Below are 23526 nucleotides of genomic sequence, written 5' to 3'. Positions count from 1 at the left end.
GGCGAGAGGCAGCAAGAGCGGCCCACCCCGGCGGGGCGGACGCCTCGGGGCACGCGGCCCCCTGCCCCGCCGCCTGCTTCAGTTGCTCGCGGGCCGCAGCCGCAAGGCCATCTGCGCGTAATGGTCCCGCTGGGTGGTATCTCCCAGGTTCTCCCAGACGTCGGCCAGGGCCTTGGCGGCCTCGACGTACGCGGGAGACAACTCCAGGGCGAGTTCGAAGGTGTAGCGGGCCAACCGGTACCGCGCCTTGTCGGGACGCCGGGAGCCACGGGTGAGCAGCGCGTTGCCCAGCTCGTAGACCTCGATGGCGGCGGCCTCGCGGTAGCGGGGCTCCGGGTTGAGCTGGGTGGCGCGGCCCATCAGCTGGGCGGCGGCCTCGGGCTCTCCGAGCTCGAGCTGACACAGGGCGGCCTGGCGATGAGGGTCCGCGGCGGACGGGTCCACCTCGATGGCGCGCTCGAAGCAGCGCAGGGCCTCTTCCGCGCGGCCGAGCTGCGCCAGGGACGAACCCCGCCCCGTCAGGGCCGGGAAGTGCTTCGGGTCCACGGCGAGGACCTTGTCGAAGGCGGAGATCGCGGCCTCGTGGTGGCCAGACATCGAGAGGCTGGAGCCCTCGTTGAACGCCGCGAACAGCAACTTGGACATCGTGCCCCCAGGGCAAGGATTGCCCGGCCATGCCAATGGCCGTTCATCCAGCCTCGCACCGTGGAGCACCGAGTGGAAAGCCGTTCCAGGTCGTCTCGGCTTCGTCCGACTGATGGGAGCCATCCGCTGCGCTCGGGGGGCCCCCGGGGCCCGGACCCCGTGAGTGGCCCCCCTGGACCCGCGGTTCAGAGACGCAGACCCGCCTGGACACCGGTCCACATCAGGACGTCGCGGTCCGACGACTTGGAGAACCGGCTGAGCGCCGTCACCGGCTCGCCGTCGGTGGCGTGCAGGACGTTGAACGTCGGGCCCGCGAAGACGGCGAAGCGCGGGGCGAACGCGTAGCCCACCATCAGCCGCCCCTGGTGCAGCATCCGGTTGTCCGCGAGCGCTCCGCCCCACTCGTGGAGGGTGTTCGACACCACGTCCACGTCGAAGTACAGGCGCTCGGTCAGCGGCACGTGGCCGCCCAGGCCCACGCCCGTCGTCCAGTGGCTGGGGCCCCGGTGGTCCGGCACCGCGCCCATGCCCACCACCAGCGTCGTGTAGAGGTAGCGGCTGCCCACCTTGAGCGCGAGGTTGGCGTAGTTGAAGTCGTTGCCGTAGGCCTCCACGTGGAACTGGCCGTTGCGCACGATGTTGAGCAGGCCCACCGGCACACCGGACTCCAGGTTGTTGGCCACGTTGATGATGCCCAGCTGCAGGCCGTTCATCTTCCCCGCGATGTTGACCAGGCCCACCTGCGCGCCCCTCACGTCGCCCCCCACGTTGAGCAGCGACACCTGCGCACCCTGGATGGAGCTGACCCGGCTGGTGCCCACGGACATCTGCACGCCCCGCATCGCGCCGGAGACCCAGCTCAGGCCCACCGCGGCCTGGAAGCCGTCCATGTCGCCGTTCACCCAGCTGCTGCCCACCGCCATCTGCACCCCCTGCAGGGACGCGCGCGACACGTTGGCGCCCACGGAGAGCTGACCCAGGCGCCCACCCTGGCTCGCCATGTTGAGGCCCACCGAGGCCTGCAGACCCTCCGCCTTGCCACTGACCCAGTTGCCGCCCACGGAGAGCTGCGCGCCCTCCATGATGTCGCGCACCACGTTGCCGCCGAGGGCCGTCTGCACGCCGTGGAGCTCGCCTGAGCTCAGGTTCGCCCCCAGCGCCATCGCGAAGCCATCCAGCCGTCCCATGGTCGCCACGCCCAGCGAGACGGAGAGCGAGTTGCCCATCTCCCCCTCGCCGCTCCACAAGTCGTTCGTCTGGAGCTTCGGGGCCAGGCCCAGGTTGATGAAGCGGTAGTTTCGGCGCGCCACGGGCTCGACCATCGGCCCCTGCGCGCTGGCCATCGGCGCGCCGCCTCCGCGCATCGCCGTCATCTCGCCCTGCATCGCCACGAAGGCCGTGTGGGCCAGCACGGTGCGCCCGGCGTCGCCCACCGTGAGCACCGCCTGGGAGCTGGCGCCGCGCGACTCGCGCGTCACCGTGTAGCGGCCCGGCTGCAGGCCCAGTTCTGTGGAGCGGCCCGCCAGCTTGTTGAGCTCCACCACCAGGCGCCCGGGCTCGTCGCGGATGAACAGGCGCCCCTCCACGTTCTCGTCCATGACGAGCACCGCGGAGGTGGAGCGCAGGTCCGTCATCACCAGCTCGCCCGTGCCGGCCAGCTCGATGTCATAGGCCGGATGCTGCGCGCCCGCGCGGGTGCGCTCCGTGCGCGCGAGCGTCTCGTGGAAGGCGAACTGGTAGGCCTCGTGCAGCGTGACGCGGCCATCCCCCGTGGCGTCCGCCGCGCCGCGCAGCCCCGACACCAGGTTGTGCGTGAAGAACGAGCCGCCGATGCGGTCCGACTCCTGCGACACCTCGTCCTCGGAAGAGGAGGTCAGGATGGCGTGGCCCCGCACGGCCGTGGACGTGTCCACCAGGAACGCGGGACGGCGCACACCGCCCTTCGAGCGCGCCAGCGTGCCGGAGGCGCACGAGTCCAGGATGGCGATGCGCACGTCCGCGGGCAGCTGCTCCAGCGCCTGCCGCAGCTCGCGGTAGCCGAAGCGGTCCTGGTGCAAAAGCAGCCCCTCCTCGTCGGAGTGGCCGGAGTAGTAGATGAGCGCCTCGGTGCGCCCGCCCGGCGTCTTGCCCGCGGCGACCATCGCCTTGAAGCGGGCCAGCGCGCTCTCCAGCGCCTTGCGGTCGCCTTCGAGCAGCATCATCCGGTCCTGCCGCTGCACGCCGCCGAGCTCCTCGAGCACCTGGCCGAAGGCGTTCGCGTCGGTGACGGCGTAGCGCAGCTTCGCGCGGCCGGGGCCGCCGTCGTTGACGCCCACGAGCAGCGCGAACCGGCGCACGGCGACAGGGTTGGAGGAAGGGGTACCGGCAGGGGCCGCCGTGGCCAGGGTGGGAAGCAACAGGGACAGGAACAGGAGTGACCGCGCCATCACGGCACCTTCTCCAACGTGAAGGATGTCTGGGCCAGGGTACCCGGAAGCGGGAGCGGCCGGGTGCTCGCCTCGGTGGGCTGACGTGCGAGCTGCCGCGCGGACTCCAGCACGAGGCCCACATCGATGGGTGAATCCGAGGTGACGAAGAAGAAGCGCTCGAAGGCGGGGGCGTCGTCGAGCTCGTACGAGTGCGCGAGCGACACCGCGTCCCCCTTCTGGAGCCGGGTGCTCCCCACCAGCGTGGTGGGGTGGTGCAGCGTCACCGCGCCCCGGCCATCCACGGACACCACCGTCCCGTAGCGCCGCCCACCGGCGAGGTAGCTCAGCTGGAGCAGGTCCCCACGCCGGGCGCGCGTGCGGTCCGGGAGCAGCTCCGTGGCGCCGTCGTGCTGCCGGTACACCAGGAGCCGCGCGTCGCCCTTGATGCCGACCGTCTCCTCCAGCAGCTCCACCCTCGCGGGCATCAGCGCCGGGGGCTCGCCCCCCCGTTCAGGCTGGGCCGACAGCATGAGCAGCACCAGCGACGCCGCCACGGGCAGCCCCATGGACAGCCCATGCCAGCCCGGGTAGCGCGCCGCGTGCTCGCGCTGGACGTCCGCGGTGCGGGCGCGGCGGCCGACTTCCCGGGCGAAGCCCTCGGGGGGATGGCGGGCCAGCGTCTGGGCCGAGTCCGCCTCCAGTCGCGCCAGCCGGGCCGTCCCGTGGGGCTCGCGCTCCAGCCGGGCGCGAGCGTCGGCGAGCGCGTCCGGGGACAGCTCGCCCAGGGCAATCCGCTCCAGCAGCCAGTCAGGGGTGCACAGGGCCATGCTCACGAAGCCTCCAGCGCGGTCCACAAGCCCCGTCTCCAGGCTTCCGCCGCGCCCTCCACCCACTGGAACACCGCCATGTCCGGGAACTGTCACCCGCCCGTGAGGACACGCCCCGGCCGCGACTGGCGCAGGTGCGCGGATGTGGGCGGCCACTGGGGCGAAGGCTAGAAGGTGAGGACCATCAGCTCCTCGTCCACGTAGGCGCCGGCGATCTTCAAGGCCCGGGGCTCGACGCCGTAGGTCTGGAAGCCGACGGAGCGGTACAGCTCGTGGGCGGAGGTGTTGCCGGCGACGACGGCGAGCAGGAGCTGCTCGACGCCGGGCAGCTTGCGCCCCTCGGCGATGGCGGCCTGGAGCAGCCTGCGTCCCAGCCCGCGCGACTGCGCCTCACCCGAGACGTACATGCCCCAGACGAAGGCCTTGTGCGCGCTCTTGTGTCGCGGCTCCCGGCGCACGCCCACCATGCCCACCAGCTTCGTCCCGTCGTAGGCGCCGAGCACGCGCTGCGAGTCGCTCGGCTCCAGCTTCGCGCGCATCACCTCGAGCGAGAGCTGCGAATCCTCCTCGAACGAGGCGCCGAACGACTCCGGGTGCTCCTTCAGCGCGCGCAGCCGCAGGGCGAAGAAGTCCTCCACCTCCGAGGGGAAGATGGGGCGGATGGCGACGTCACCCTCCCCGCTCGAGCGCCCCTCCTCCTGGAGCACCGCGGTGAAGCCCTGGACGAAGTCCGGGTAGCGCGGCGTCCAGCCCAGCTCCTTGAGCCGCTCGTTGGAGATGGCCCGGTCGCCCCGGAGCGACTCGTGCAGCGTCTCCAGGGGCACGCGGGGCGGAGGCCTCATGCCCAGCCGGTGCGACAGCCAGGTGACGGTCTCCTCCAGCGGCGCGGCCCGGTCATCCGCCGCGCAGTAGAGCGCCCCTGGCGTGCCGCGCTCGAGCACCGCGAGGATGGCCGCGCCCAGGTCGTCGACGTGGATGCGGGAGATGCGCCCGCCCTTGTCCGGGAGCCGGAGGTTGCCGGAGAGCAGCCGCGAGTGCGCGCCGCGCCCCGGGCCGTAGATGCCGGCGATGCGCAGCACCATCGCGCCGAGCGGCAGGTAGCGAGACTCGGCCTCCAGGCGCGGCAGCGACGCGGGCCAGGTGACGTCCACCGGCGTGTCCTCGTCCACCACGCCGCGCGCGCCGCCGTAGACGCCCGTGGAGGACAGGTACATCAGCCGCGCGGGAGGCTGGGCCGCCAGCGCCTGGGCCAGGGCCACGTCGAGCCCGGCCTCGGGCGGAATCGAGACGACCCCGTGCGCGCCCTTCGTCTGGAGGAGCGCGTCCTCCAGCGAGGCGACGCGGACGCCCGCGCGCTGGAGCTCCTCGCGGCGGGCGGGGTCTCGCGTGGTCGCGAGCACCTCGCGTCCCGCCTGGGCCTGGCCGACTGCGAGCCGGGTCAGCGTGTATCCAGAGCCCAGGAGGACGAGTGGTGGCGTCATGCCCCCCGCGATAACGGGAGCGGGGGGCGAACGCAAGGCGGGAACTGTCGACTACAGCTCCGCGCTGGAGCGCGGGTCGATGATTCCGCACTCCTTGATCTTGTAGAGCAGCGCCTTGTAGCTGATGCGCAGCTTGCCGGCCGCGCGCCGCTTGTTCCACGCGGTGCGCTGGAGCATCGCCAGGATGGCCTCGCGCTCGGCCAGCATCGCCGCGCGCTTGCCGATGTCCTTCAGCGACAGCTCGCCCGTCGGCGGGGGCGGAGGCGGAGGCTGGGGCACGTCGAACGGGTTGACGTAGCGCGGCGCCGGAATCACCGAGTTGAGCGGCTCGTGCACCACGGGCGCCGGCGCATGCGACTGCATATGGGACAGGGCCGTGGCGCCGGCCACGTTGCGCGAGGGCATCTCCAGCACCTGGACGGACGCGGCCTGCGGCGCGCGCATGGGCTCCTCCATGCCCCGTCCACCGTAGACGCTGTCGTCGCCAGCGTACGCGGTGGGCAGCGACGGGGCGCTCGCGGGAGCGCGGCCCTCGCCGTGGAGCTCGTCGAGCACCAGCGTCGGGTCCTTCAGCACGCACAGCCGGCGGACCATGTTCTCCAGCTCGCGCACGTTGCCCGGCCAGTCGTAGTCCGCGAAGGCCTGGAGCACCTCGGTGGGCAGCTCGTTGACGCCGGAGATGTACTGACGGCCGTACTTCTTGAGGAAGTGGTCCGTCAGCGGCATCACGTCCTCGCGCCGCTCGCGCAGGGGCGGCAGCCGGATGGCCACGACGTTGAGGCGGTAGTAGAGGTCCTCGCGGAAGTTGCCCAGGGCAATCTCCTTCTCGAGGTCGCGGTTGGTGGCCACCACCACGCGGCTGTCCACGCGCACGCTCTTCTTGCCACCGACGCGGAAGAACTCCTCGTCCTGCAGCACCTGGAGCAGCTTGGCCTGCAGCCGGATGGCCATCTCGCCAATCTCGTCCAGGAAGATGGTGCCCTGGTCGGCCAGCTCGAACTTGCCGGGCTTCTCCGCCGTGGCGCCCGTGAAGGCGCCGCGCTCGTGGCCGAACAGCTCGCTCTCCAGGAGCTCACCCGGCAGCGCCGCGCAGTTCACCTTGATGAACGGACGGCCACGGCGCTGGCTGCGCGAATGGATTTCGCGCGCGATGACCTCCTTGCCCGTGCCGGACTCGCCCAGGAGCAGCACCGGAACATTCTCGTTCGCGATGCGCTCCACCAGAGCGCGCGCGCGACGCATGGACGGCGACGTGGAGATGAGCACCCGCGCATCCGCCCCCGTGTCCACCACCGGCCGGGGCGCGACGCCCTGGACCACCGGTTGACGCTCCGGGGCACGGGTCCCCAGCGCGCGAGCCAGCGCGTCCTGCAGCTCGTCATTGCCCAACGGCTTGGACAGGTAGTCGCTGGCGCCCATCTTCATGGCCCGCACCGCGTCATCCGCGCCCGTCAGGCCGCTGAGGACGACGACGGGGGCATTGCCCCCCTGCCCCCGGTAGCGACGCAGCACCTCCAGGCCGCTCATCTCCGGCATGACGACGTCCAACAACACCGCGTCGAACGAGCCCCCCGCGAGCATCTCCAGCGCCTGCGCGCCACTGGACGCACAGCGCACCTGATAGCCCGCGCTGCCAAGCAACTCGGACAGGAAGGTGCGAACCGACTCCTCGTCATCCACCACCAGCACCGCGATCCGATCCATCCCCTCGCCTCCGCTCGCCCTCTGCATCGAACCTCCGCCCATCCTCACACCGAGAGCCGGGTCATCGACCCGGCCCCTCGACGAAATTCACGCGTGCGCCGCATCTCCTGCTGCGCAGCGCCCAAGAGCTGCATCGGCGTCCCCACGGTGTCCGGGAAGCTCACCGCCCCCAGCTCCAACGTGGTGCGCACCACCCGACCATCCACCTGGAAGCGGGCCGCCTCGAACCTCGCGGCCACCCGCGACAACAACACCGGCACCGCCTCCGCGGGCGTGCCCGGCAACATCAGCGCGAACTGGCTGTCGCCCACCCGGGCCACCGCGTCCGCCTCGCGAACCGTCTGCCCCAGCACCACCGCGCTGTACACCAACAGACGCTCCGCCATGCCCCGCCCGTACTCCTTGCGAAGCGCGCTCCAGCCCCCCACCTCCGCCGCCACCACGGAGAACGTCCCGCCGTACCGCTCGCACCGGCGCATCTCCAACCCCATCAGCGACAGCAGGAAGGGCCGGTTGTAGACGCCCGTCACCGGGTCATGCAGCGCCAGCGCCGTGTCCTCTTCCTCACCCGCCGCGGCCCGCAGCACCGCGGCCTTCAGCCGCAGCTGCGCGTGCAGCTTCACCGCCAGCTCCGCCCCGCTGCCCCCGCGCGGCACCACGTCCACGCACTGTCCCTTCTCCAGGCAGTGCTGGTAGGCCCCCGCGTCCTGGGGGTCCACCATGTACAGCAGGGGCACGGTGCCTCGGCTGAGCTGCCGCAGCCGCCGGGCCACCTGCACGGCGCTGAAGTCGGGCGCCTGCACCGCCAGAATCACCGCGTCGGGTTGGATGACCTCGAACAGCGGCACCGCCGCGTCGAAGCGAGTGACGGGAACCACCCTGAAGCCGGCCTCCCCGAGGAGCATCCGGGTCCGCTCCAGGTCGTCCGCCCTCGGCTCGATGAGCAGCACGGTGGGCGGCTGTCCCGCCTTCCCCACCCGCTTGCGTCGAACGCTCACCACATCCGCCTCCCCACCAGAATTTTCTCCACCGCTCCCCCGGCGCGTGCCCGGAATTACAGTCTCCAGCCCTTCCCTGACCTCTTCATCCCCCCGGATTTCCTGGGGAAGGGCATTCGGCTACCCATCCTGGGCATCGGTTTTAGCAATGGACATGCCACCTTGGACTTCACGCAGCCGGGCCTCCAGCTCGGCCTCCGTGACGCGGTATTTGAAGGCGGGCACCCCTTCAATGACGATCACCGGGATGTCGTAGCGCCACCGCTCGAACAGGTCCGGGGACTCCAGGATGGAGATGAGCCGCAGCTCGAAGGGGATGCGAGCGCGGACGGCCTCCACGACGTCGGCTGCCTTGTCGCAGAGCGAGCATTTGGGTTTCGAGTAGATCTCGACTCTCATGGCGTGCAGGATGGGCGGCCGATGCGCGGCCTGACTGGTGACTTCTCGACGATGCCCCTCAAGGACCTCGTCGTCTACCTCGGGAACCGACGGGCCACGGGCTCGCTCAAGGTGGAGCGCGGGGACGTGCGCAAGCAATGGGTCCTGCGCGACGGGCAGGTCGTTTGCGCCAGCTCCAACCAGCCTCGGGAGTTCTTCGGTCAATTCCTCATCAACATGGGGCACCTGACGGAAGCCCAGCTCGAGAAGGCCTTCGCCACGCAAGCCCAGACGCGGGTGTTCCTGGGCAAGGTGCTGGCGACGTCGGGGGTGGTGCCGGAGGCGATGGCGCGCTCGACGCTGAGCCACAAGTTCCGGGAGATGATGTTGGACGCCTTCCATTGGCAGGAGGGGGAGTTCACCTTCGAGGCCTCGGACACGGCGCCGGACATCGCCGGGCTGGACGTGGAAGTGGACCTGGTGGACATCCACCGCGAGGGCGAGTTCCGGGAGACGGCGTGGGAGGCCATCCGCGCGGTGTTCCCCACGGGCGGCACGCGCCTGGCGGTGGACGAGCGCAAGCTGCCCGAGCGCAAGCCCGGCAGCATGGACGAGCGCATCATCCAGCTCATCCATGACGGGCTGAGCATCGACGGGATGGCGCGGGCGCTGCACGCCACGGACTTCTTCCTGTACCAGCGGCTGTACGCGCTCTATCGGCTGGACGCGGTGAAGGTGTCGGAAGAGGCGCCTGTCCCCGTCACGGCCGCGGTGGTGGAGGAGGAGAAGCAGGAGGGCGGCGTCATCGGCGCGGAGTCGTCCTCGGACGAGGTGCTGCAGGCCGCGCAGCTGTTCCTGGACGCGGGCAATGTCCGGGATGGCGAGGCGCTCGCGCGGCAGGCGCATGAGATGTCGCCGTCGCCCCGCTCCTCGGCGCTGGTGAAGTCGGCGCAGGAGAAGCTGTTGGCGGAGCTGCGCCGGGAGCTGATGGACTCGGCGAAGGTGCCGGCGCTGCTGGTGGCGCCCGCGAACCTCAAGACGCTCCAGCTCACCGCGCCGGAGCGCTACCTGCTGTCGCGCATCGACGGGCGCCGGGATGTGGCCGCCATCGTCCACGTGTCACCGCTGCAGGAGCTCGACGCGCTGAGGTTCATCCACGGCTTCGTGGACATGGGGCTGGTGAAGCTCACCCCCCGGTAGGCCACGAGGCGCCCTCACGGCAGGGGCGAGTCACCCTCAGTGCTCGCGGGCATGCGCCGCGTCGCGAGCCATTCAAACCGGCATGAGCCCACGAGCGCCTCGCGCTCAGTGCTTGCCCGCGGTGGACGCGGGCGCCGTCACTTCGACGATGGCGGGCGCACGCTCGAGCCCGAGCCGGATGGCCTCGCGTCCGAGCCACGTGCCACGGATGCGCCACTTCGGGTCATTGACCACGAGCGCGGCCACCGCGACGCGCGGGTTGTCCCGAGGCGCGAAGCCGACGAACCACGAGTAGTCCCGGAAGGGGTTGCGGTCCGCGAGCGTGCCCGTCTTGCCCACCGCGTTGTCCACGCGGAAGTGCCGCTCACGGAACACGCCGCGCGCGGTGCCGTGCGTGACGGTCGTCTCCAGCATGTCGGTCAGCGCCTTCGCCGCCTCGGACGTCAGCACGCGCTCCCCTTCCTCGGGAGGCAGCAACACACCCGGCTGGGGCGGGGGCTCCACCAACACCGGGTTCACCCACATTCCATCGTTCGCGGCCACCGACGCCACCAGCGCGCCATGCAGCGGCGAGAGGTAGACATCCCCGAAGCCCGCCCCCGTGTTCGCCAGCGCGAAGCCCTCCTCCGGCACCGCCGCGAGCGACACGTCCGTGGGCACCACGAAGTCGATGGCGCGGTTGAAGCGGAAGCGCGCGGCCATGTGGCGCAGCACCTCCGCGGTGAGGTGCTTCTGCGTGAGCTTGGCGAAGATGACGTTGGCGCTCTTGCCCATCGCCATCGCCAGGGAGTAGCAGGCCCCGTCGCGCTCGCTGTCCTCCAGGTGGCGCTCCGTCAGCCGCCGCTTGCCGCCGTGGAAGCACTCCTCGCTCTCCGGCGAGACACCGGCCTCGAGCAGCGCGCTGCCCGTGACGATCTTGAAGATGCTCGCCGCGGGGAACACCGCGCGGAACGGCAGCCCCCGCAGCTCCGGCTGCGCCGCCGAGTGCTCCGCGAGCGCCAGCACCCGCCCCGTCGACGGCTCCAGCACCACGGCCGCGCCGTACGGCACCTCGTAGTCGCGGAGGATCTTCGTCAGCTGCGCCTGGAGCACCGGGTCCACGGTGAGCACCTTCTCCTCACCGTTCTTCTCCTTCACCACCAGCCGCTCGCCCTGCAGCTTCGCGCGCGCCAGCAGGTCCTGGGACTTCGCCATCGTCCGCAGCGTCGTGATGGGGGGCGCCGTCAGCCGCGAGGGCACCGGCGAGGGCGGCACCAAACCGGGCACCGTCACCAGCGTGGCCAGTCCACCGTCCGCCCCACCCTGCACCGCGGCCGCCGCCACCGCCTCCGAGTCGCCGTCTTGTCCCGGAATTGCTTGGGCCTCCAGCGGACCGCCTCCGCCCGCATGGGCTCCCGGGCCCGCGTCCTCGCCGCCCGAAAGCGCCACCGCCACGCCCCCGGCATCCGGGGAGGAAGCCACGACACCCGCGTCCTCCGAGCCCACGGCCGGAGCGCTCCCGGACGGGGACTCGTTCGCTCCCAGCAGGAGGGAGAGCGGCAGCAGGGCGGCGGCGGACAGGAGTCGTCGGCGAATCGTCATGTGCGGCGCGAGGGGGCGAGGAGGGGGGCGAGGCAGGCGAATCCTAGCGACTGGCGGCCCGCTGTCCACGGACGCTTCCCTGCCCGCCCGAACGGCGCCCTCGTCAAAAACCAGGCGACGGCGTGTGCACCTCCCCAGTAGGGTCCCCCACACTTTGGACGGACTGAAAGAAACCCTGGTCATCTGGAGCGCGGAGCTGCGCCGGGCCGTGCGCAGCGGGCGCGCGGTGGTGCTGCTCGGCCTCTACAGCATGTTCTCCGCGCTGGTGCTGCTGGTGGTGGGCTGGCTCGCCCGGGAAGTCCGCGCCGCGGTGAACCTGAAGCTCGCCGAGGCCGGAGGCGCGGACGCGGACACCTCCGCGCGCTTCGCCGAGGAGATGCGCAAGGGCGTGCTGGGCTTCCTCACCAGCAACGACACCGCGATGATGGAGGCCCTGGCGCAGGTGCCCATCGAGGTGCTGCTCGTCTTCAAGGTCACCCTCTTCTTCCTGCCCGCCTACGTGGCGCTGATGGGGTTCGACCAGATCAGCGGTGAAGTGGGCCCGCGCTCCATGCGCTACCTCACGGTGCGCGCCCGCCGCTCCTCGGTGCTCCTGGGCAAGTTCCTGTCCCAGGCGGCGCTGCTGGTGGGCCTGGTGCTCATCATCGACCTGGCCATCTTCATCTACGCGCGCATCGCCAACCCGGACTTCGGCTTCGCCGCGCTGAGCCTCAACCTGCTCAAGTTCTGGATGGCCGCCATCGTCTTCTCGCTGTCCTACGTGGCGCTCACCACGCTGTGCTCCAGCCTCTTCCGCAGCCCCGCGGTGAGCCTGGTCTTCAACTTCATCCTCCTGTTCGTCTTCTGGTTGATGGACACCGTGGGCCGGGCCTCGAGCGTGGTGGACGCGGCGTCGGGTCAGCAGGAGGGCGCGCTGCGGTTCCTGTGCTACCTCTCGCCCTCGTATTACGCCGGGAACCTGCTGCACCCGAGGTTCACCGAGTTCGGCGTGAGCGGCGCGGCCTACGCGAGCTTCGCGACCATCTTCCTGCTGGGCGCCTACGGGGCCCTGCGCGCGAGGGACCTGTGAGCGACCTGGCCATCGAGTTGTTCGGCATCTCCAAGCGCTTCGGCCCCAAGGTCGCGGTCAACAACGTCAGCTTCTCGGTGCCCAAGGGCGCGGTGTACGGCCTCATCGGCCCCAACGGCGCCGGCAAGACGACCACCTTCTCCATGATGTGCGGCTACCTCTATCCGTCCGAGGGCACGCTCAAGGTCATGGACGTGGACCCCACCACCCCCGGCGCCCTCAAGGGCCGTTTGGGCGCCCTGCCCCAGGACGCGGTGCTGCCCCCCGGCTGGGAGGTGGGCGCGCTCCTGATGTACTGGGCGAAGCTGTCCGACCTCGACGCCCCCGAGCGCGAGGCCCGCGAGGCGCTCGAGAAGGTCGGGCTGATGGAGGCCTGGAACGTCCAGACGCAGGCGCTCAGCCACGGCATGGCCAAGCGCACCGCCATGGCGCAGGCGCTGATGGGAGCCCCCCCGCTGGTGCTGCTCGACGAGCCCACCGCCGGGTTGGATCCGCGCATCGCCGCGCAGGTGCGTCAGGTCATCAAGGACATGAAGGGCCGCCAGACGGTGGTGGTCTCCAGCCACAACCTCCAGGAGCTGGAGGAGCTGTGCGACGCGGCGGCCATCCTCGACAAGGGCTCGCTGGCGCAGGACGGCACCATGTCCGAGCTCACCGGACAGGGCGCCGAGTTCCGCGTGCAGATCGCCCGCGGCACCGTCATCCCGCCCGAGCTGACCACCCTCCCCCACGTCACCGACGCGCGCATGGAGGGCGAGCACGTGCTCGTCGTGCGCTTCGGCGGTCAGGTGCCCCCCGAGGAGGTCATCAGCCGCGTCGTGGCCCACCTCCTCCAGAGCGGCGTGCTCATCCTCGGCGTCAGCCGCGGCCGGCGCCTGGAAGACCGCGTCCTCCAGTTGCTGTAGCCACCGGGTTTCAACCCACCTTGCGGACCCAGCCCACGTAGCTCGTCTCCCTGCGCTCCAGGCGGACGAGTTCGTGGCCCGTGGCCTCGCACCAGGCGGGCAGATCCGCCTCCAGGCCCCGGTCCGTGGACACCAGCTCCACGAGCGTGCCGACGGGCAGCCGCCGCATCGCCTTGGCGATCTCCAGGATGGGCACCGGACAGGGCCTCCCGGACGTGTCCACGCGCACGCTGTTGTCCATCCGAGAACTGTCTCCCATGGGTGAGATCCGAGCGTGCGGAATTTTTCCGAGAACCGCCCAGTTTTCGGGCCCCTGAGGGGTCTTGGTGGCGAGCCCAGAGGGCTTCCACTCGGCTTGCGTGTCTGGAAATCCCTCTGTTAAGTACCCCGGCCCTCTCGACTTTTCTCGTACATCCACGCTCGGGGCCGGAGTCGGACCTATGGCGAAGGAGCAGAACCCACCCATGAAGCCCAATATCATCGTGGCCTTGCTGGTCGGCCTGGTGCTTGGTTTCGTCGGCGGCCGCGTCTACAGCGGCTCTCCCACGAAGGCCGAGACCAAGCCCGCCGCTCAAGCTGGACAGGCCAACCCCGCGCGCCGTCCGGTGGACCCCACCGTGTTCAAGGTTCCCGTCGAGGGTTCCCCCACCCGGGGCAACCCCGAGGCCCTCGTCACGTTGGTCGAGTTCTCGGATTACGAGTGCCCCTTCTGCAGCCGTGCGAACGTCACGGTGGAGAAGCTCGAGGAGGAGTACGGCAAGAAGCTGCGCGTGGTGATGAAGCAGAACCCGCTCTCCTTCCACCCCCGCGCCAAGCCCGCGTCCCTCGCGGCGCTGGCCGCTGGCGAGCAGGGCAAGTACTGGGAGATGCACGGCAAGCTCTTCGCCAACCAGAAGAAGCTGGATGACGCGTCCCTGGAGCAGTTCGCCAAGGAGATCGGCCTGGACCTGGACAAGTGGAAGGCCGACATGGCCAGCCCCGCGCTGTCCGAGGTCATCCAGAAGGACCAGACGCTGGCCGGCCAGCTCGGCGCGAGCGGCACCCCCGCCTTCTTCATCAACGGCCGCTTCCTCTCCGGCGCGCAGCCCATCGACAACTTCAAGGGGCTCATCGACGAGGAGCTCGCCAAGGCGGAGGCCCTGGTGAAGGGCGGCGTCCGCCCGGCCCAGGTCTACGCGAAGACCATCGAGAAGGGCGCCGAGCGCGCCGCGCCCAAGGCGGCCCAGCAGCAGCAGCAGGCCCCCTCGGTGAAGAAGATCGACGTGCCCGCCGACGCCGCGGCGTTCGGCCCGGCCACCGCCAAGGTGACCATCGTCGAGTGGTCCGACTTCGAGTGCCCCTTCTGCAGCCGCGCCGTCCCGACGCTGACGCAGATCAAGAAGGACTACCCCAAGGACGTGCGCGTGGTGTTCCGTCACCAGCCGCTGTCCTTCCACGCCAACGCCAAGGCGGCCGCCGAGGCCTCCGAGGCCGCGCGTGAGCAGGGCCGGTTCTGGGAGTACCACGACAAGCTGTTCGCCAATCAGAAGGCCCTGGACCGCGCCTCCCTGGAGAAGTACGCGCAGGAGCTGGGTCTGAACGTCGCCAAGTTCAAGGCCGCGCTCGACTCCGGCAAGTTCCGCGCGAAGGTGGAGGCGGACAGCAACGCCGGCACCGCCGTGGGCGCCAGCGGCACCCCGACGTTCTTCGTCAACGGCCGCGAGCTCGTGGGCGCGCAGCCCTTCGACGCCTTCAAGCGCCTCATCGACGAGGAGATCGTCAAGGCCGACAAGCTGCTGGCCTCCGGCACCAAGCCCGAGGAGCTCTACGCGAAGCTCAACGCGGACAACGTGGCCAACGCCCCGGCCGCGCCCGCCCCCGGCGCTCCCGCCGAGCCGCCCGTCCAGAAGGTCGACATCGGCGGCGCGCCGGTGAAGGGCGCCGCGAACGCGCCCGTCACCATCGTCCTCTTCTCCGACTTCGAGTGCCCCTTCTGCAGCCGCGTGGTCCCCACGCTCAAGCAGATCGAAGAGCAGTACCAGGGCAAGGTGAAGGTGGCCTTCCGCAACCAGCCGCTGCCCATGCACGCCAACGCCAAGGCCGCCGCGGCCGCCGCGCTGGCCGCGCACGAGCAGGGCAAGTTCTGGGAGATGCACGACAAGCTCTTCGCCAACCAGCGCGCGTTGGATCGCGCCTCGCTGGACAAGTACGCGCAGGAGCTGGGCCTGAACGTGGAGAAGTTCAAGGCCGCCCTGGACAGCAACAAGTTCGCCCAGCAGATCGACGCGGACGCCGCGGACGCCAGCCGTCTGGGCGCCACCGGCACCCCGACGTTCTTCATCAACGGCCGCACCCTCGTGGGCGCCCAGCCGTTCGACGCCTTCAAGCGCGTCATCGATGAGGAGCTGAAGAAGGCCGGCGCGGTGGCGGCGGACCGCAAGTAGTCCACGCCTTACTGGCCCTGAAGCACTCGAGGCCGTCGGACCGCTTGGGTCCGACGGCCTCTTGCTTTCACGGCGATGAAGCCCGTCGTCCGAGAGCGACTTCAGGACACGGCGATGGCGTCGATCTCCACCTTGGAGCCGCGCGGCAGCGCCGCCACCTGCACGGTGGCGCGGGCCGGAGGGGCGCCGGTGAAGTAGCGGCCGTAGACCTCGTTGACGCGGGCGAAGTCACCCAGGTCCGTGAGGTAGATGGTGCTGCGCACCACGTGGCTGAAGTCCAGCCCGGCCGCCTTGAGCACCGCCTGGAGGTTGAGCATCACCCGCTCCGCCTGGGCGACGACGTCCCCGGGCACCATCTCCATGGTGGCGGGGTCCAGGGGAATCTGCCCGGAGAGGAAGGTCATCTTCCCCGAGTCCACCTGCACCGCTTGCGAGTACGGACCGATGGCCTTGGGGGCCTGGTCCGAGTGGATGGTCTGTCGAGCCATGGAGCGCACCTCGAGGAGTCGGGCGGCCGGAGGTGGCCGCCGGGTTTTCCTGGGCGCTCTACCACGAATGGCGGCCCTTTAGATTCGCTCCACGGAGTACACACCGCTCAAGCGCTCGATGGTGCGCATCAGGTCCGTGAGCTGCTTCAGGTCCGAGATGATGACCTCGAAGGTGTTCACGGCCCGGTCATCCCCGGTGGCCCGACAGTTGGCCTGGGAGATGTTGACGCCCTTCTTCGAGAAGATGTTGGAGATGTCGGCCAACAGGCCCGTGCGGTCCGCGGTGAGCACGCGCAGGGTGACGGGGCGCTTGAAGTCTCCGCGCACATCCCAGCTCACGTCCACGCGCCGCTCGGGGTCCGTCGCGAGCGCCTTCTCGCACCCCACCGTATGCACCGTGACGCCCCGCCCCCGGGTGATGAAGCCGGCGATGGGGTCGCCGGGGACGGGGTTGCAACACCGTCCGAAGCGGACCAGCACGTCATCCACGCCGCCAATCTGCACGCCGCTTCGGTTGCTGCGGCCCACCAGGCGCTTGGCCAGGTCCGTCACGCGCGACAGGCCGGGCAGCATGGACGAGCCCCCCGAGGACGCGCCGTTGCCGGAGGACTCTCCTCGCGGCGTGGCCTCCGCCTCGTTGCGCTTCTCCTCGGGCACCAGGCGCTGCACCAGCTGCTGCGGCGTCACCTTGCCGTAGCCCACGGCCACCAGCAGGTCGTCCTCGACGCGGAAGCCCAGCTCCTCGGCGACCCGCTTCACCTCGCCGTTCTTCAGCAGGCGGTTGAAGTTGAGCTGGAAGCGCTTGAGCTCGCGGTCCGTCAGCTCGCGGCCCAGCTGGAGGCTCTTCTCGCGCTGCTGCTGCTTGATGAAGCCGCGGATGCGCTGCTGCGCGCGGCTGGTCTTGACGAAGGTGAGCCAGTCCTTGGACGGGTGCTGCTGCGGGCTGGTGAGCACCTCCACCGTGTCGCCGTTCTTCAGCTTGTAGCGCAGGGGAACGATTTTGCCGTTCACCTTGGCGCCCACGCACCGGTTGCCCACGTCCGAGTGGATGGCGTACGCGAAGTCCACCGGCGTCGCACCGCGAGGCAGCGAGCGCACGTCGCCCTTGGGCGTGAAGACGAAGACCTCGTCGGTGAAGAGGTCCACCTTCACCGTCTCGAGGAACTCCTTGGGGTCCTTCAGGTCCTGCTGCCACTCCATGAGCTGGCGCAGCCAGGCGAACTTCTCGTCATCCTTGGAGATGACCGCCTTGCCCTCCTTGTACTTCCAGTGGGCCGCGATGCCCTCCTCGGCGATCTTGTGCATCTCCGCGGTGCGGATCTGCACCTCCACGCGCTCGCTCAGGGGGCCAATCACCGTGGTGTGCAGTGACTGGTACATGTTCGGCTTGGGAATCGCGATGAAGTCCTTGAAGCGCCCCGGCACCGGCTTCCACATCTCGTGCACCAGGCCCAGCGCCTCGTAGCAGGCGGGCGCGGTGGGCGAGATGATGCGGAACGCGATGATGTCGTGGATTTGATCGAAGTCGATGCCCTGCGCCTTGATCTTCTTGTAGATGCTGTAGACGTGCTTGAAGCGGCCGCTCACGTCGCCCTTCAAGTTGCGCTCGGCCAGCTTGGTGCGCACCAGGTCGCAGGTGTCCTCGATGTACTTCTCGCGCTCCTTCTTGCGCTTGTTGAGCTTCTCCTGCAGCCCGAAGAACTCCTGCGGCTTCACGTAGCGGAAGCTCAGGTCCTCCAGCTCCGTCTTGATCCAGGAGATGCCCAGCCGGTTCGCCAGGGGCGCGTAGATGTCCAGCGTCTCCTGGGCGATGCGCGCCTGCTTCTCCTCGTTCATGTGGTCCAGCGTCCGCATGTTGTGCGTGCGGTCGGCCAGCTTCACGAGGATGACGCGGATGTCCTGCGCCATCGCGATGATCATCTTCCGGAAGTTCTCCGCCTGCTTCTCCTCCTGGGAGAGGCTGGCGGACGCGGAGAACTTGGACAGCTTGGTGACGCCGTCCACCAGCTGGGCCACCTCGGCGCCGAACAGCTCGGTGAGCTCCTCGGCGGTGGCGAGCGTGTCCTCGATGGTGTCGTGGAGGAGCCCGGTGACGATGGACGCCTCGTCCAGCTTGAGGTCGGCGAGGATGCCGGCGACCTCCAGCGGGTGGACGAGATAGGGCTCTCCCGACTTCCTCAGTTGGCCCTGATGCACCTTGGCCGAGTAGACGTAGGCCTTCTTGATGATGTCCAGGTCCGGGTCCGGGTGGTACGAGGAAACCCGTTGGAGGATGTCGTTCAGGCGGATCATCGAAGCAGGGGGAATCGTAACTTCGTGCCGGAGGGGGGGCAACGTTGCCCCACAGTGCCTGTCACATTTCTCTGCCGGTTTTGTCCCACCCGTCGCGTTCGCTTTCGTTGACCCGACGTTTTACGCGCTCGTAGATTCGCTTCCGCCCATGTCACAGCTCTTGTTGTCGGCTCTCTCCGTGGTTTGCCCGAACTGTGACGGGTTCAATCCGCCGCGCTCGGCCACCTGTGTGCTGTGCGGCCAGGCCATGGGAGAGGCCCCCGCCGCCAAGGCCCCCGCGGCAAAGCCGGCCGCCACGGGCCGCCCGCCGCCCGCCGTGACACCCCAGGGGGGCCGCCCGGCGGCCGTCGCCTCCTTCCCCGGGCCCCGGGGCTCCGAGCCAGTGGGCCCTCCCACCACCCCACCCCCGCCCAGCGCCATTCCGCCGGGGATGAGGCCGTCCGCCCGGACGCCGCCCCCCACGGCCGCCGCCGGGTTGATGGTGGAGCGCCCCGCGAACACCCGGCCTCCGGCGGCGCCTCCCGCGGGCAACGCGCCTCCGTCGCTGGCGCCCCGGGCCGCGCCTCAGGGGCCGGCGAACACCCGGCCGCCGCCGCCGGTGCCCGACGCCGCGTTGCCCGGGCGCACCGGGACCTCCGCCCCAGCCGTGGCGGCGCCCCGCCCTCCTCCCGCGGCCTCTCGCTTCGGGCTGGCGGTCATCGCCGGGTCCACGCGGGGGCAGAGATACAAGCTGCCGGTGACGGGCTGTGTGGTGGGCCGGCAGCGCGGCGCCATCCTCTTCCCCGATGACGGGTTCGTCTCGCCGCTCCATGCGACGTTCCTGGTGAAGGACGGCGCGCTCTTCGTGCGCGACGAGAACAGCGCCTCGGGTGTGTACGTCACGGTGGCGGGCACGGAGGCCATCACCGCGCGCACGCACTTCAGCGCGGGCCAGCGGCTGTTCCGCTTCACGGGCCGGCTGGAGCCGGTCGCACCGGTGGCGGGTCGGCCCATCGTGTATGGCGCGCCCGTGCCCCTCGGGCAGGCGGTGTACGGCGTCGAGGAGGTCATCATGGGTGGCCGAGGTGGCCGCGCGGTGGTGACGGCGGCCCCCCTGCTCACGCTGGGACAGGCCCACTGCGACTTGAGCTTCCCGGGCGACGAGGGCCTCGCGGGTCGGCACTGCGAGCTGTCCCCCACTCCGACGGGCGCCTTGCTGCGCGACCTGTCTGGAGGGCTGGGCACCTACGTGCGAATCCCGCCCGGCGAGGAGCGCCCGCTGCGACCCGGAGACCGCGTCCGCCTGGGCCAGCATGTGCTGCAGGTGGAGACGCTCGCCTGAGCGAGCAGGTGCACGCTGTCGCGAAGCGCGACCAAACGTGCTGACGGCCTCCGTTCGAGGGCTCGCGGACGACCTCCGTTCAGGTGCCTGCGGACAGCCGCTGTGAGCGGCTCGCACCCGAGCATGCACAACGCGCGAAGCCCATCCCGAGCCCTCGCGGTGCTCCCTTCGGACACGTGCCGATGACGGGAAAGCGACGCGCACTCGAGCATGCACGTGCGCACGACGCCTGCGTCCACGGCGAAACATGCGTTGCTGGCGACTCGCATGGGGCCAGCGCTGGACGGTAAGCAGGACATGGTGCTGCGTGGCAGCGCCTGGCGAGGCAAGACAGGTCCAAGCCAGCGAGCATCCGACCGCCTCTGCATGGCCTTGCCGGCGCGCCACTCGTGGGGCCAGCGCCTCGCGAAAAGCAGTGCATGGCGCTGAGTGACAGTCCTTCACGAGGCGGCACAGGTCCAAGGCGACGAGCACCCGCCCGCCTCATCCTGTCTTGCTGACGCGACACTCGTGGGGCCGGTGCCGCACGGGAGTCAGTGCCTGGTGCCGCATGGCCGCATCTCATGGGGCGGCACGGGGACAGGGCGACGAGCCCCACCCGCATCAGCCTGTCCTCGCCGGGGTGACACCTGCCCGGTGAAGAGGCGCGACACGTTGCTGCGTGGGAATGAGTCGAAGCCGCACGGGTGGGGCAGCCCCACCCGACGCCGCGACGCTACGGAGCCGACGGGCGGGCCACGCTGCCGCCCAGCCGCTGCTCGATGAGCGCACGGGCCCGCGAGTCCCGCACGTCGCGCAGGTGACGCATCCACCAGTTACGGGCCTCATCCATCTGGTCCCGCTGCCAGTAGACCTCGCCCAGCTTCAGCGCCAGCTCCGGGTCCGGGTTCGCCTCGAACGCGTTCCGGTAGCTCGTGGCGGCCATGTCGAGCTTCCCGCGCTCCAGGGATTGATCGCCGTCCTGGGCGTGCTTCCTGGACAGATCCACGTTGCGATCGGCCGCCGGAATCATCCGCTCGTACAGCGGCTGGTCCGCGTCCGAGGGGAGGACACTCCCCGTCCTGCCGGGAACCGGAGCGTTGGAGGGAATCGGGAAGTGCGAGGCCCCGCCCTTGCCCGGGCCCTGCGTGTAATAGAAGTAGGCGAAGAAGAGCCCCGCGCCCAACACCAGCAGCACGGTGAGCGACTTGAAGAAGAAGGCCAGTCCGCCACCACCGACGCCGGGCTGGGTGGGGACGACGGAGTCCGTCTTCTCCCGCGTCGCGGGCATCACGTCGGCGCCCGAGGGCAGCGGCGACAGCACGTCCGGAAGCGCGCGGACGGTGGCCTCCACCGTCATCTCACTGCCCCACCCGGGAGCCGTGGCATCCCGGGCATCATCGGGGCGACCACCAGGCTTGCGCGGCAGCGGCGCCAGCACGGCCGAGGGCTGGGGACGCCGTGAGCCCGCAGCCTCGCGACGGCGCTCCTTCTCCACCGCCAGCAGCTCCGCGCGGAAGGCCTCCGCGTTGGCCGGGCGATCATCCGGGTCCTTGGAGAGCGTGCGCAGGATGAGCCGCTCCATCGCCGGGGAGATGCGCGCGTCGGGCCGTCGCCGGGTCGGGGGCGGCGGCTCCTCGGTGAGGTGCTTGGTGGCGAAGCCCACCGCCGAGTCGGACTCGAACGGCAACAGCCCCGTCATCAGCTGGTAGAGGATGACGCCCACCGCGTACAGGTCCGAGCGGTGGTCCAGCTGCGCCCCACGCGCCTGCTCCGGCGACATGTACTCGGGCGTGCCGCAGACGAAGCCCGCGCGCGTGAGCGCCGGACCGTCGTCCGTGGAGTCGGTGATCTTCGCGATGCCGAAGTCGAGCACCTTGACGAAGTCCGGCTCGTTGCGCCGCTGCTCCACCATGATGTTCTCGGGCTTCAAGTCCCGGTGGATGACGCCCGCGCCGTGGGCGTCCGACAGCGCGCCGAGCACCTGGCTGACGATGCGCACCACGCGCGCCTCGCCCAGCGGCCACTCGCGGCTCAGAATCTGGTGCAGGTCCTGCCCCGCCACGTACTCCATGGCGATGAAGAGCGCGCCGTCCTCGGCCTGGCCGAAGTCCAGCACGCTGATGGAGTTGCGGTGGTTGAGCCGGCTGGCCGCCTTGGCCTCGCGCTGGAAGCGCGCCACGGTGCGCTCGTCCGACAGCAGCGTGTGCCGCAGCACCTTGAGCACCACCACCTTGTCGAGGGAGATCTGCCGGGCCCGGAACACCTTGCCCATGCCTCCCTCGCCGATGAGGGCCTCGACCCGGTACTTCTGGGCAATCGTCATGCCGACGTAGTCGTCAGCATCCGCCGTGCGCACGAGGGTCGCGCCGCAGGCCGGGCAGAAACGGGAGGATTCTTGGGCGTCAGCGCCGCAGGAGGGGCAGTGCAAGTCAAACGTCCCCGAAGGGTGGGGCTGGAAGTTCACCACGTCGCTCGGGTGATGAGCAAGCCGCGCGCAATGCGAGCAACCGCGCCCCACCCCTGGTAGAACCCGCCCAGCCCCATGGAAGCGATGGAATACTGCCCCCGCTGCGACACCGAGAACCCCCGGGATGCCACCGTCTGCCGAGCCTGCGGCTCGCCGCTGCGCTCCGGCACCATGGTCATGGCCGTGGCCAGCCTGTCCTCGCGGCCCCAGGTCTCCATCCGCGTGGTGCGGGCCGACGGCGGCCCCGAGTCCGTCGTCCGCATGCAGCGTGACACCCTCACCTGCGGTCAGCAGGGGGACATCCCGCTCCCGGATGACCCCTTCATCATGCCCGTCCAGATGCGCTTCTTCTTCTCCGGCTCGCGCCTGGCCGTCGAGGACGTGGGAGGCGCCAACGGCGTCTTCGTCCGCCTGCGCCAGGAGCGGGAGCTGTCCCCCGGCGGCGAGCTGCGCCTGGGTCGGCAACGGCTGGTGCTGGAGCCCATCCCCACCGCGACGCCCGGCCCGGGAGGCACCCAGGTCTGGGGCTCACCGGATCCCGGCTACCGCCTGCGCCTCATCCAGTTGCTGGAGGGGGGCCTGCGCGGCGCGGCCTATCCGCTGCGCGAGGGCGACAACCTGCTGGGCCGCGAACAGGGCGACCTCACCTTCCCCACCGACGGCTTCGTCTCCGGCCGGCACGCGGTGCTTCAGGTGCGTCAAGATCGACTGTCCGTGCGCGACGTGGGCTCGTCCAACGGCACCTTCATGCGGTTGGCCGGCCCCACCTTCGTCGACAACGGGGACCACTACCTCATCGGTCGGCAGCTGCTGAGGGTGGAGATCCAGGCACCGCTCGCCTGAAGCGCCACCCTCTTTTCCGGCTCCCCGGGCCGCACGGGACATTTCCCTCCCGCGCGGCCCCAGGACCCCCACGGCCATCAGCCGTAGGACTTCTCCTTCTTCTCCTGCTCTTCCTTGCAGCGGATGCAGAGCGTCGTCACCGGACGCGCCTCCAACCGCTTGGGGGAGATGTCCTCCTCGCAACGCTCGCAGACGCCGAACGAGCCGTTTTCGATGCGCTCGAGCGCCTTATCAATCTTCTGCAGCAGGAACTTCTCGCGGTCGCGGAGTCTGAACACCATCGACTGCGCATACTCGGAAGAGGCCAGGTCGATCTCGTCGGGGAGATCGTCGGTGTCGAAGCTCGACTCCTCCACCAGGGTCTTCTTGGCGCTCTCGAGCAGGCTCGCCTTGCTGTCCTCGAGCATCTTCTTGTAACGCTTGAGATCTTTCTGGTTCACAGCCTTCGCTCCAGTACGCGAGGGTTTTTGGGCCCTGTCCCCCAAAAAAAGGGCCCGAAAGCTTTATTCAGGGA

19 protein-coding genes are annotated in these 23526 nt (G+C 70.1%); 6 read left to right on the top strand and 13 right to left on the bottom strand.

Going from position 1 to position 23526, the window contains the following annotated elements; genetic code table 11:
- Positions 1-78: 78 nt before the first annotated feature.
- The 7 genes from LXT21_RS14160 to LXT21_RS14130 all read right to left on the bottom strand — a co-directional run bounded on the left by LXT21_RS14160 (position 79) and on the right by LXT21_RS14130 (position 8462).
- On the bottom strand, positions 79-645 hold the full coding sequence (locus LXT21_RS14160) for a tetratricopeptide repeat protein (RefSeq protein ID WP_254038673.1): 567 nt from the start codon (positions 643-645) through the stop codon (positions 79-81).
- A gap of 185 nt (positions 646-830) precedes the next feature.
- A complete protein-coding gene (locus tag LXT21_RS14155; protein WP_254038672.1) occupies positions 831-3071 on the bottom strand; it encodes a caspase family protein in 2241 nt (746 codons plus the stop codon).
- The gene (locus LXT21_RS14150; protein WP_254039107.1) at positions 3071-3880 is read right to left on the bottom strand and encodes an ActD protein; all 810 of its coding nucleotides are present in this window, start codon (positions 3878-3880) and stop codon (positions 3071-3073) included. Before LXT21_RS14150 ends, LXT21_RS14155 begins: the two co-directional genes overlap by 1 nt.
- A gap of 167 nt (positions 3881-4047) precedes the next feature.
- Positions 4048-5361 (bottom strand): GNAT family N-acetyltransferase, encoded by a 1314-nt coding sequence (locus tag LXT21_RS14145; protein ID WP_254038671.1) that lies wholly within the window; start codon positions 5359-5361, stop codon positions 4048-4050.
- 51 nt (positions 5362-5412) lie between these two features.
- Positions 5413-7065, bottom strand: a complete 1653-nt coding sequence (locus LXT21_RS14140) for a sigma-54-dependent transcriptional regulator (RefSeq protein ID WP_254038670.1) — start codon at positions 7063-7065, stop codon at positions 5413-5415.
- 44 nt (positions 7066-7109) lie between these two features.
- Complete coding sequence (locus LXT21_RS14135) at positions 7110-8063, bottom strand: GGDEF domain-containing protein (RefSeq protein ID WP_254038669.1); 954 nt, start codon at positions 8061-8063, stop codon at positions 7110-7112.
- Positions 8064-8183: 120 nt separating this feature from the next.
- A complete protein-coding gene (locus LXT21_RS14130) occupies positions 8184-8462 on the bottom strand; it encodes a glutaredoxin family protein (RefSeq protein WP_254038668.1) in 279 nt (92 codons plus the stop codon).
- Between the two features lie 21 nt (positions 8463-8483).
- Here LXT21_RS14130 and LXT21_RS14125 point away from each other — a divergent pair, with 21 nt between their 5' ends.
- Positions 8484-9641: a DUF4388 domain-containing protein gene (locus LXT21_RS14125; RefSeq protein WP_254038667.1), complete on the top strand. Its 1158-nt coding sequence runs from the start codon at positions 8484-8486 to the stop codon at positions 9639-9641.
- A 105-nt stretch (positions 9642-9746) separates the two neighbouring features.
- Here LXT21_RS14125 and LXT21_RS14120 read toward each other — a convergent pair whose 3' ends face one another.
- The gene (locus LXT21_RS14120) at positions 9747-11222 is read right to left on the bottom strand and encodes a penicillin-binding transpeptidase domain-containing protein (RefSeq protein ID WP_254038666.1); all 1476 of its coding nucleotides are present in this window, start codon (positions 11220-11222) and stop codon (positions 9747-9749) included.
- A gap of 154 nt (positions 11223-11376) precedes the next feature.
- Here LXT21_RS14120 and LXT21_RS14115 point away from each other — a divergent pair, with 154 nt between their 5' ends.
- Both LXT21_RS14115 and LXT21_RS14110 read left to right on the top strand, forming a co-directional pair.
- Entirely contained in the window at positions 11377-12291 is a 915-nt protein-coding gene (locus tag LXT21_RS14115) for an ABC transporter permease (RefSeq protein ID WP_254038665.1), read from the top strand.
- A complete protein-coding gene (locus tag LXT21_RS14110; protein WP_254038664.1) occupies positions 12288-13196 on the top strand; it encodes an ABC transporter ATP-binding protein in 909 nt (302 codons plus the stop codon). Before LXT21_RS14115 ends, LXT21_RS14110 begins: the two co-directional genes overlap by 4 nt.
- 10 nt (positions 13197-13206) lie before the next feature.
- Here LXT21_RS14110 and LXT21_RS14105 read toward each other — a convergent pair whose 3' ends face one another.
- On the bottom strand, positions 13207-13455 hold the full coding sequence (locus LXT21_RS14105; protein WP_223747670.1) for a sulfurtransferase TusA family protein: 249 nt from the start codon (positions 13453-13455) through the stop codon (positions 13207-13209).
- Positions 13456-13660: 205 nt separating this feature from the next.
- Here LXT21_RS14105 and LXT21_RS14100 point away from each other — a divergent pair, with 205 nt between their 5' ends.
- Positions 13661-15619 (top strand): DsbA family protein, encoded by a 1959-nt coding sequence (locus LXT21_RS14100; RefSeq protein ID WP_254038663.1) that lies wholly within the window; start codon positions 13661-13663, stop codon positions 15617-15619.
- 101 nt (positions 15620-15720) lie between these two features.
- Here the strand turns inward: LXT21_RS14100 and LXT21_RS14095 are convergent, their stop codons facing one another.
- Both LXT21_RS14095 and LXT21_RS14090 read right to left on the bottom strand, forming a co-directional pair.
- Positions 15721-16116 (bottom strand): RidA family protein, encoded by a 396-nt coding sequence (locus LXT21_RS14095; protein WP_254038662.1) that lies wholly within the window; start codon positions 16114-16116, stop codon positions 15721-15723.
- A gap of 69 nt (positions 16117-16185) precedes the next feature.
- On the bottom strand, positions 16186-18399 hold the full coding sequence (locus tag LXT21_RS14090) for a RelA/SpoT family protein (RefSeq protein ID WP_254038661.1): 2214 nt from the start codon (positions 18397-18399) through the stop codon (positions 16186-16188).
- Between the two features lie 430 nt (positions 18400-18829).
- Here LXT21_RS14090 and LXT21_RS14085 point away from each other — a divergent pair, with 430 nt between their 5' ends.
- Positions 18830-19720 (top strand): FHA domain-containing protein, encoded by an 891-nt coding sequence (locus LXT21_RS14085; protein WP_254038660.1) that lies wholly within the window; start codon positions 18830-18832, stop codon positions 19718-19720.
- Between the two features lie 715 nt (positions 19721-20435).
- Here the strand turns inward: LXT21_RS14085 and LXT21_RS14080 are convergent.
- Complete coding sequence (locus LXT21_RS14080; RefSeq protein ID WP_254038659.1) at positions 20436-22130, bottom strand: serine/threonine-protein kinase; 1695 nt, start codon at positions 22128-22130, stop codon at positions 20436-20438.
- Between the two features lie 114 nt (positions 22131-22244).
- On the opposite strand from LXT21_RS14080, the gene LXT21_RS14075 reads away from it, so the two are divergent.
- The gene (locus tag LXT21_RS14075; RefSeq protein WP_254038658.1) at positions 22245-23012 is read left to right on the top strand and encodes an FHA domain-containing protein; all 768 of its coding nucleotides are present in this window, start codon (positions 22245-22247) and stop codon (positions 23010-23012) included.
- Between the two features lie 77 nt (positions 23013-23089).
- Here the strand turns inward: LXT21_RS14075 and LXT21_RS14070 are convergent, their stop codons facing one another.
- Positions 23090-23452 carry a TraR/DksA family transcriptional regulator gene (locus LXT21_RS14070; protein WP_141327975.1) on the bottom strand — a complete coding sequence of 121 codons (363 nt, stop codon included), beginning with the start codon at positions 23450-23452 and terminating at the stop codon, positions 23090-23092.
- Positions 23453-23526 lie beyond the last annotated feature (74 nt).

Source organism: Myxococcus guangdongensis (assembly GCF_024198255.1).
Lineage (GTDB): Bacteria > Myxococcota > Myxococcia > Myxococcales > Myxococcaceae > Myxococcus > Myxococcus guangdongensis.
Note: the sequence above shows the minus strand (reverse complement) of the source record. Positions and strands in the feature narration are given on the sequence as shown.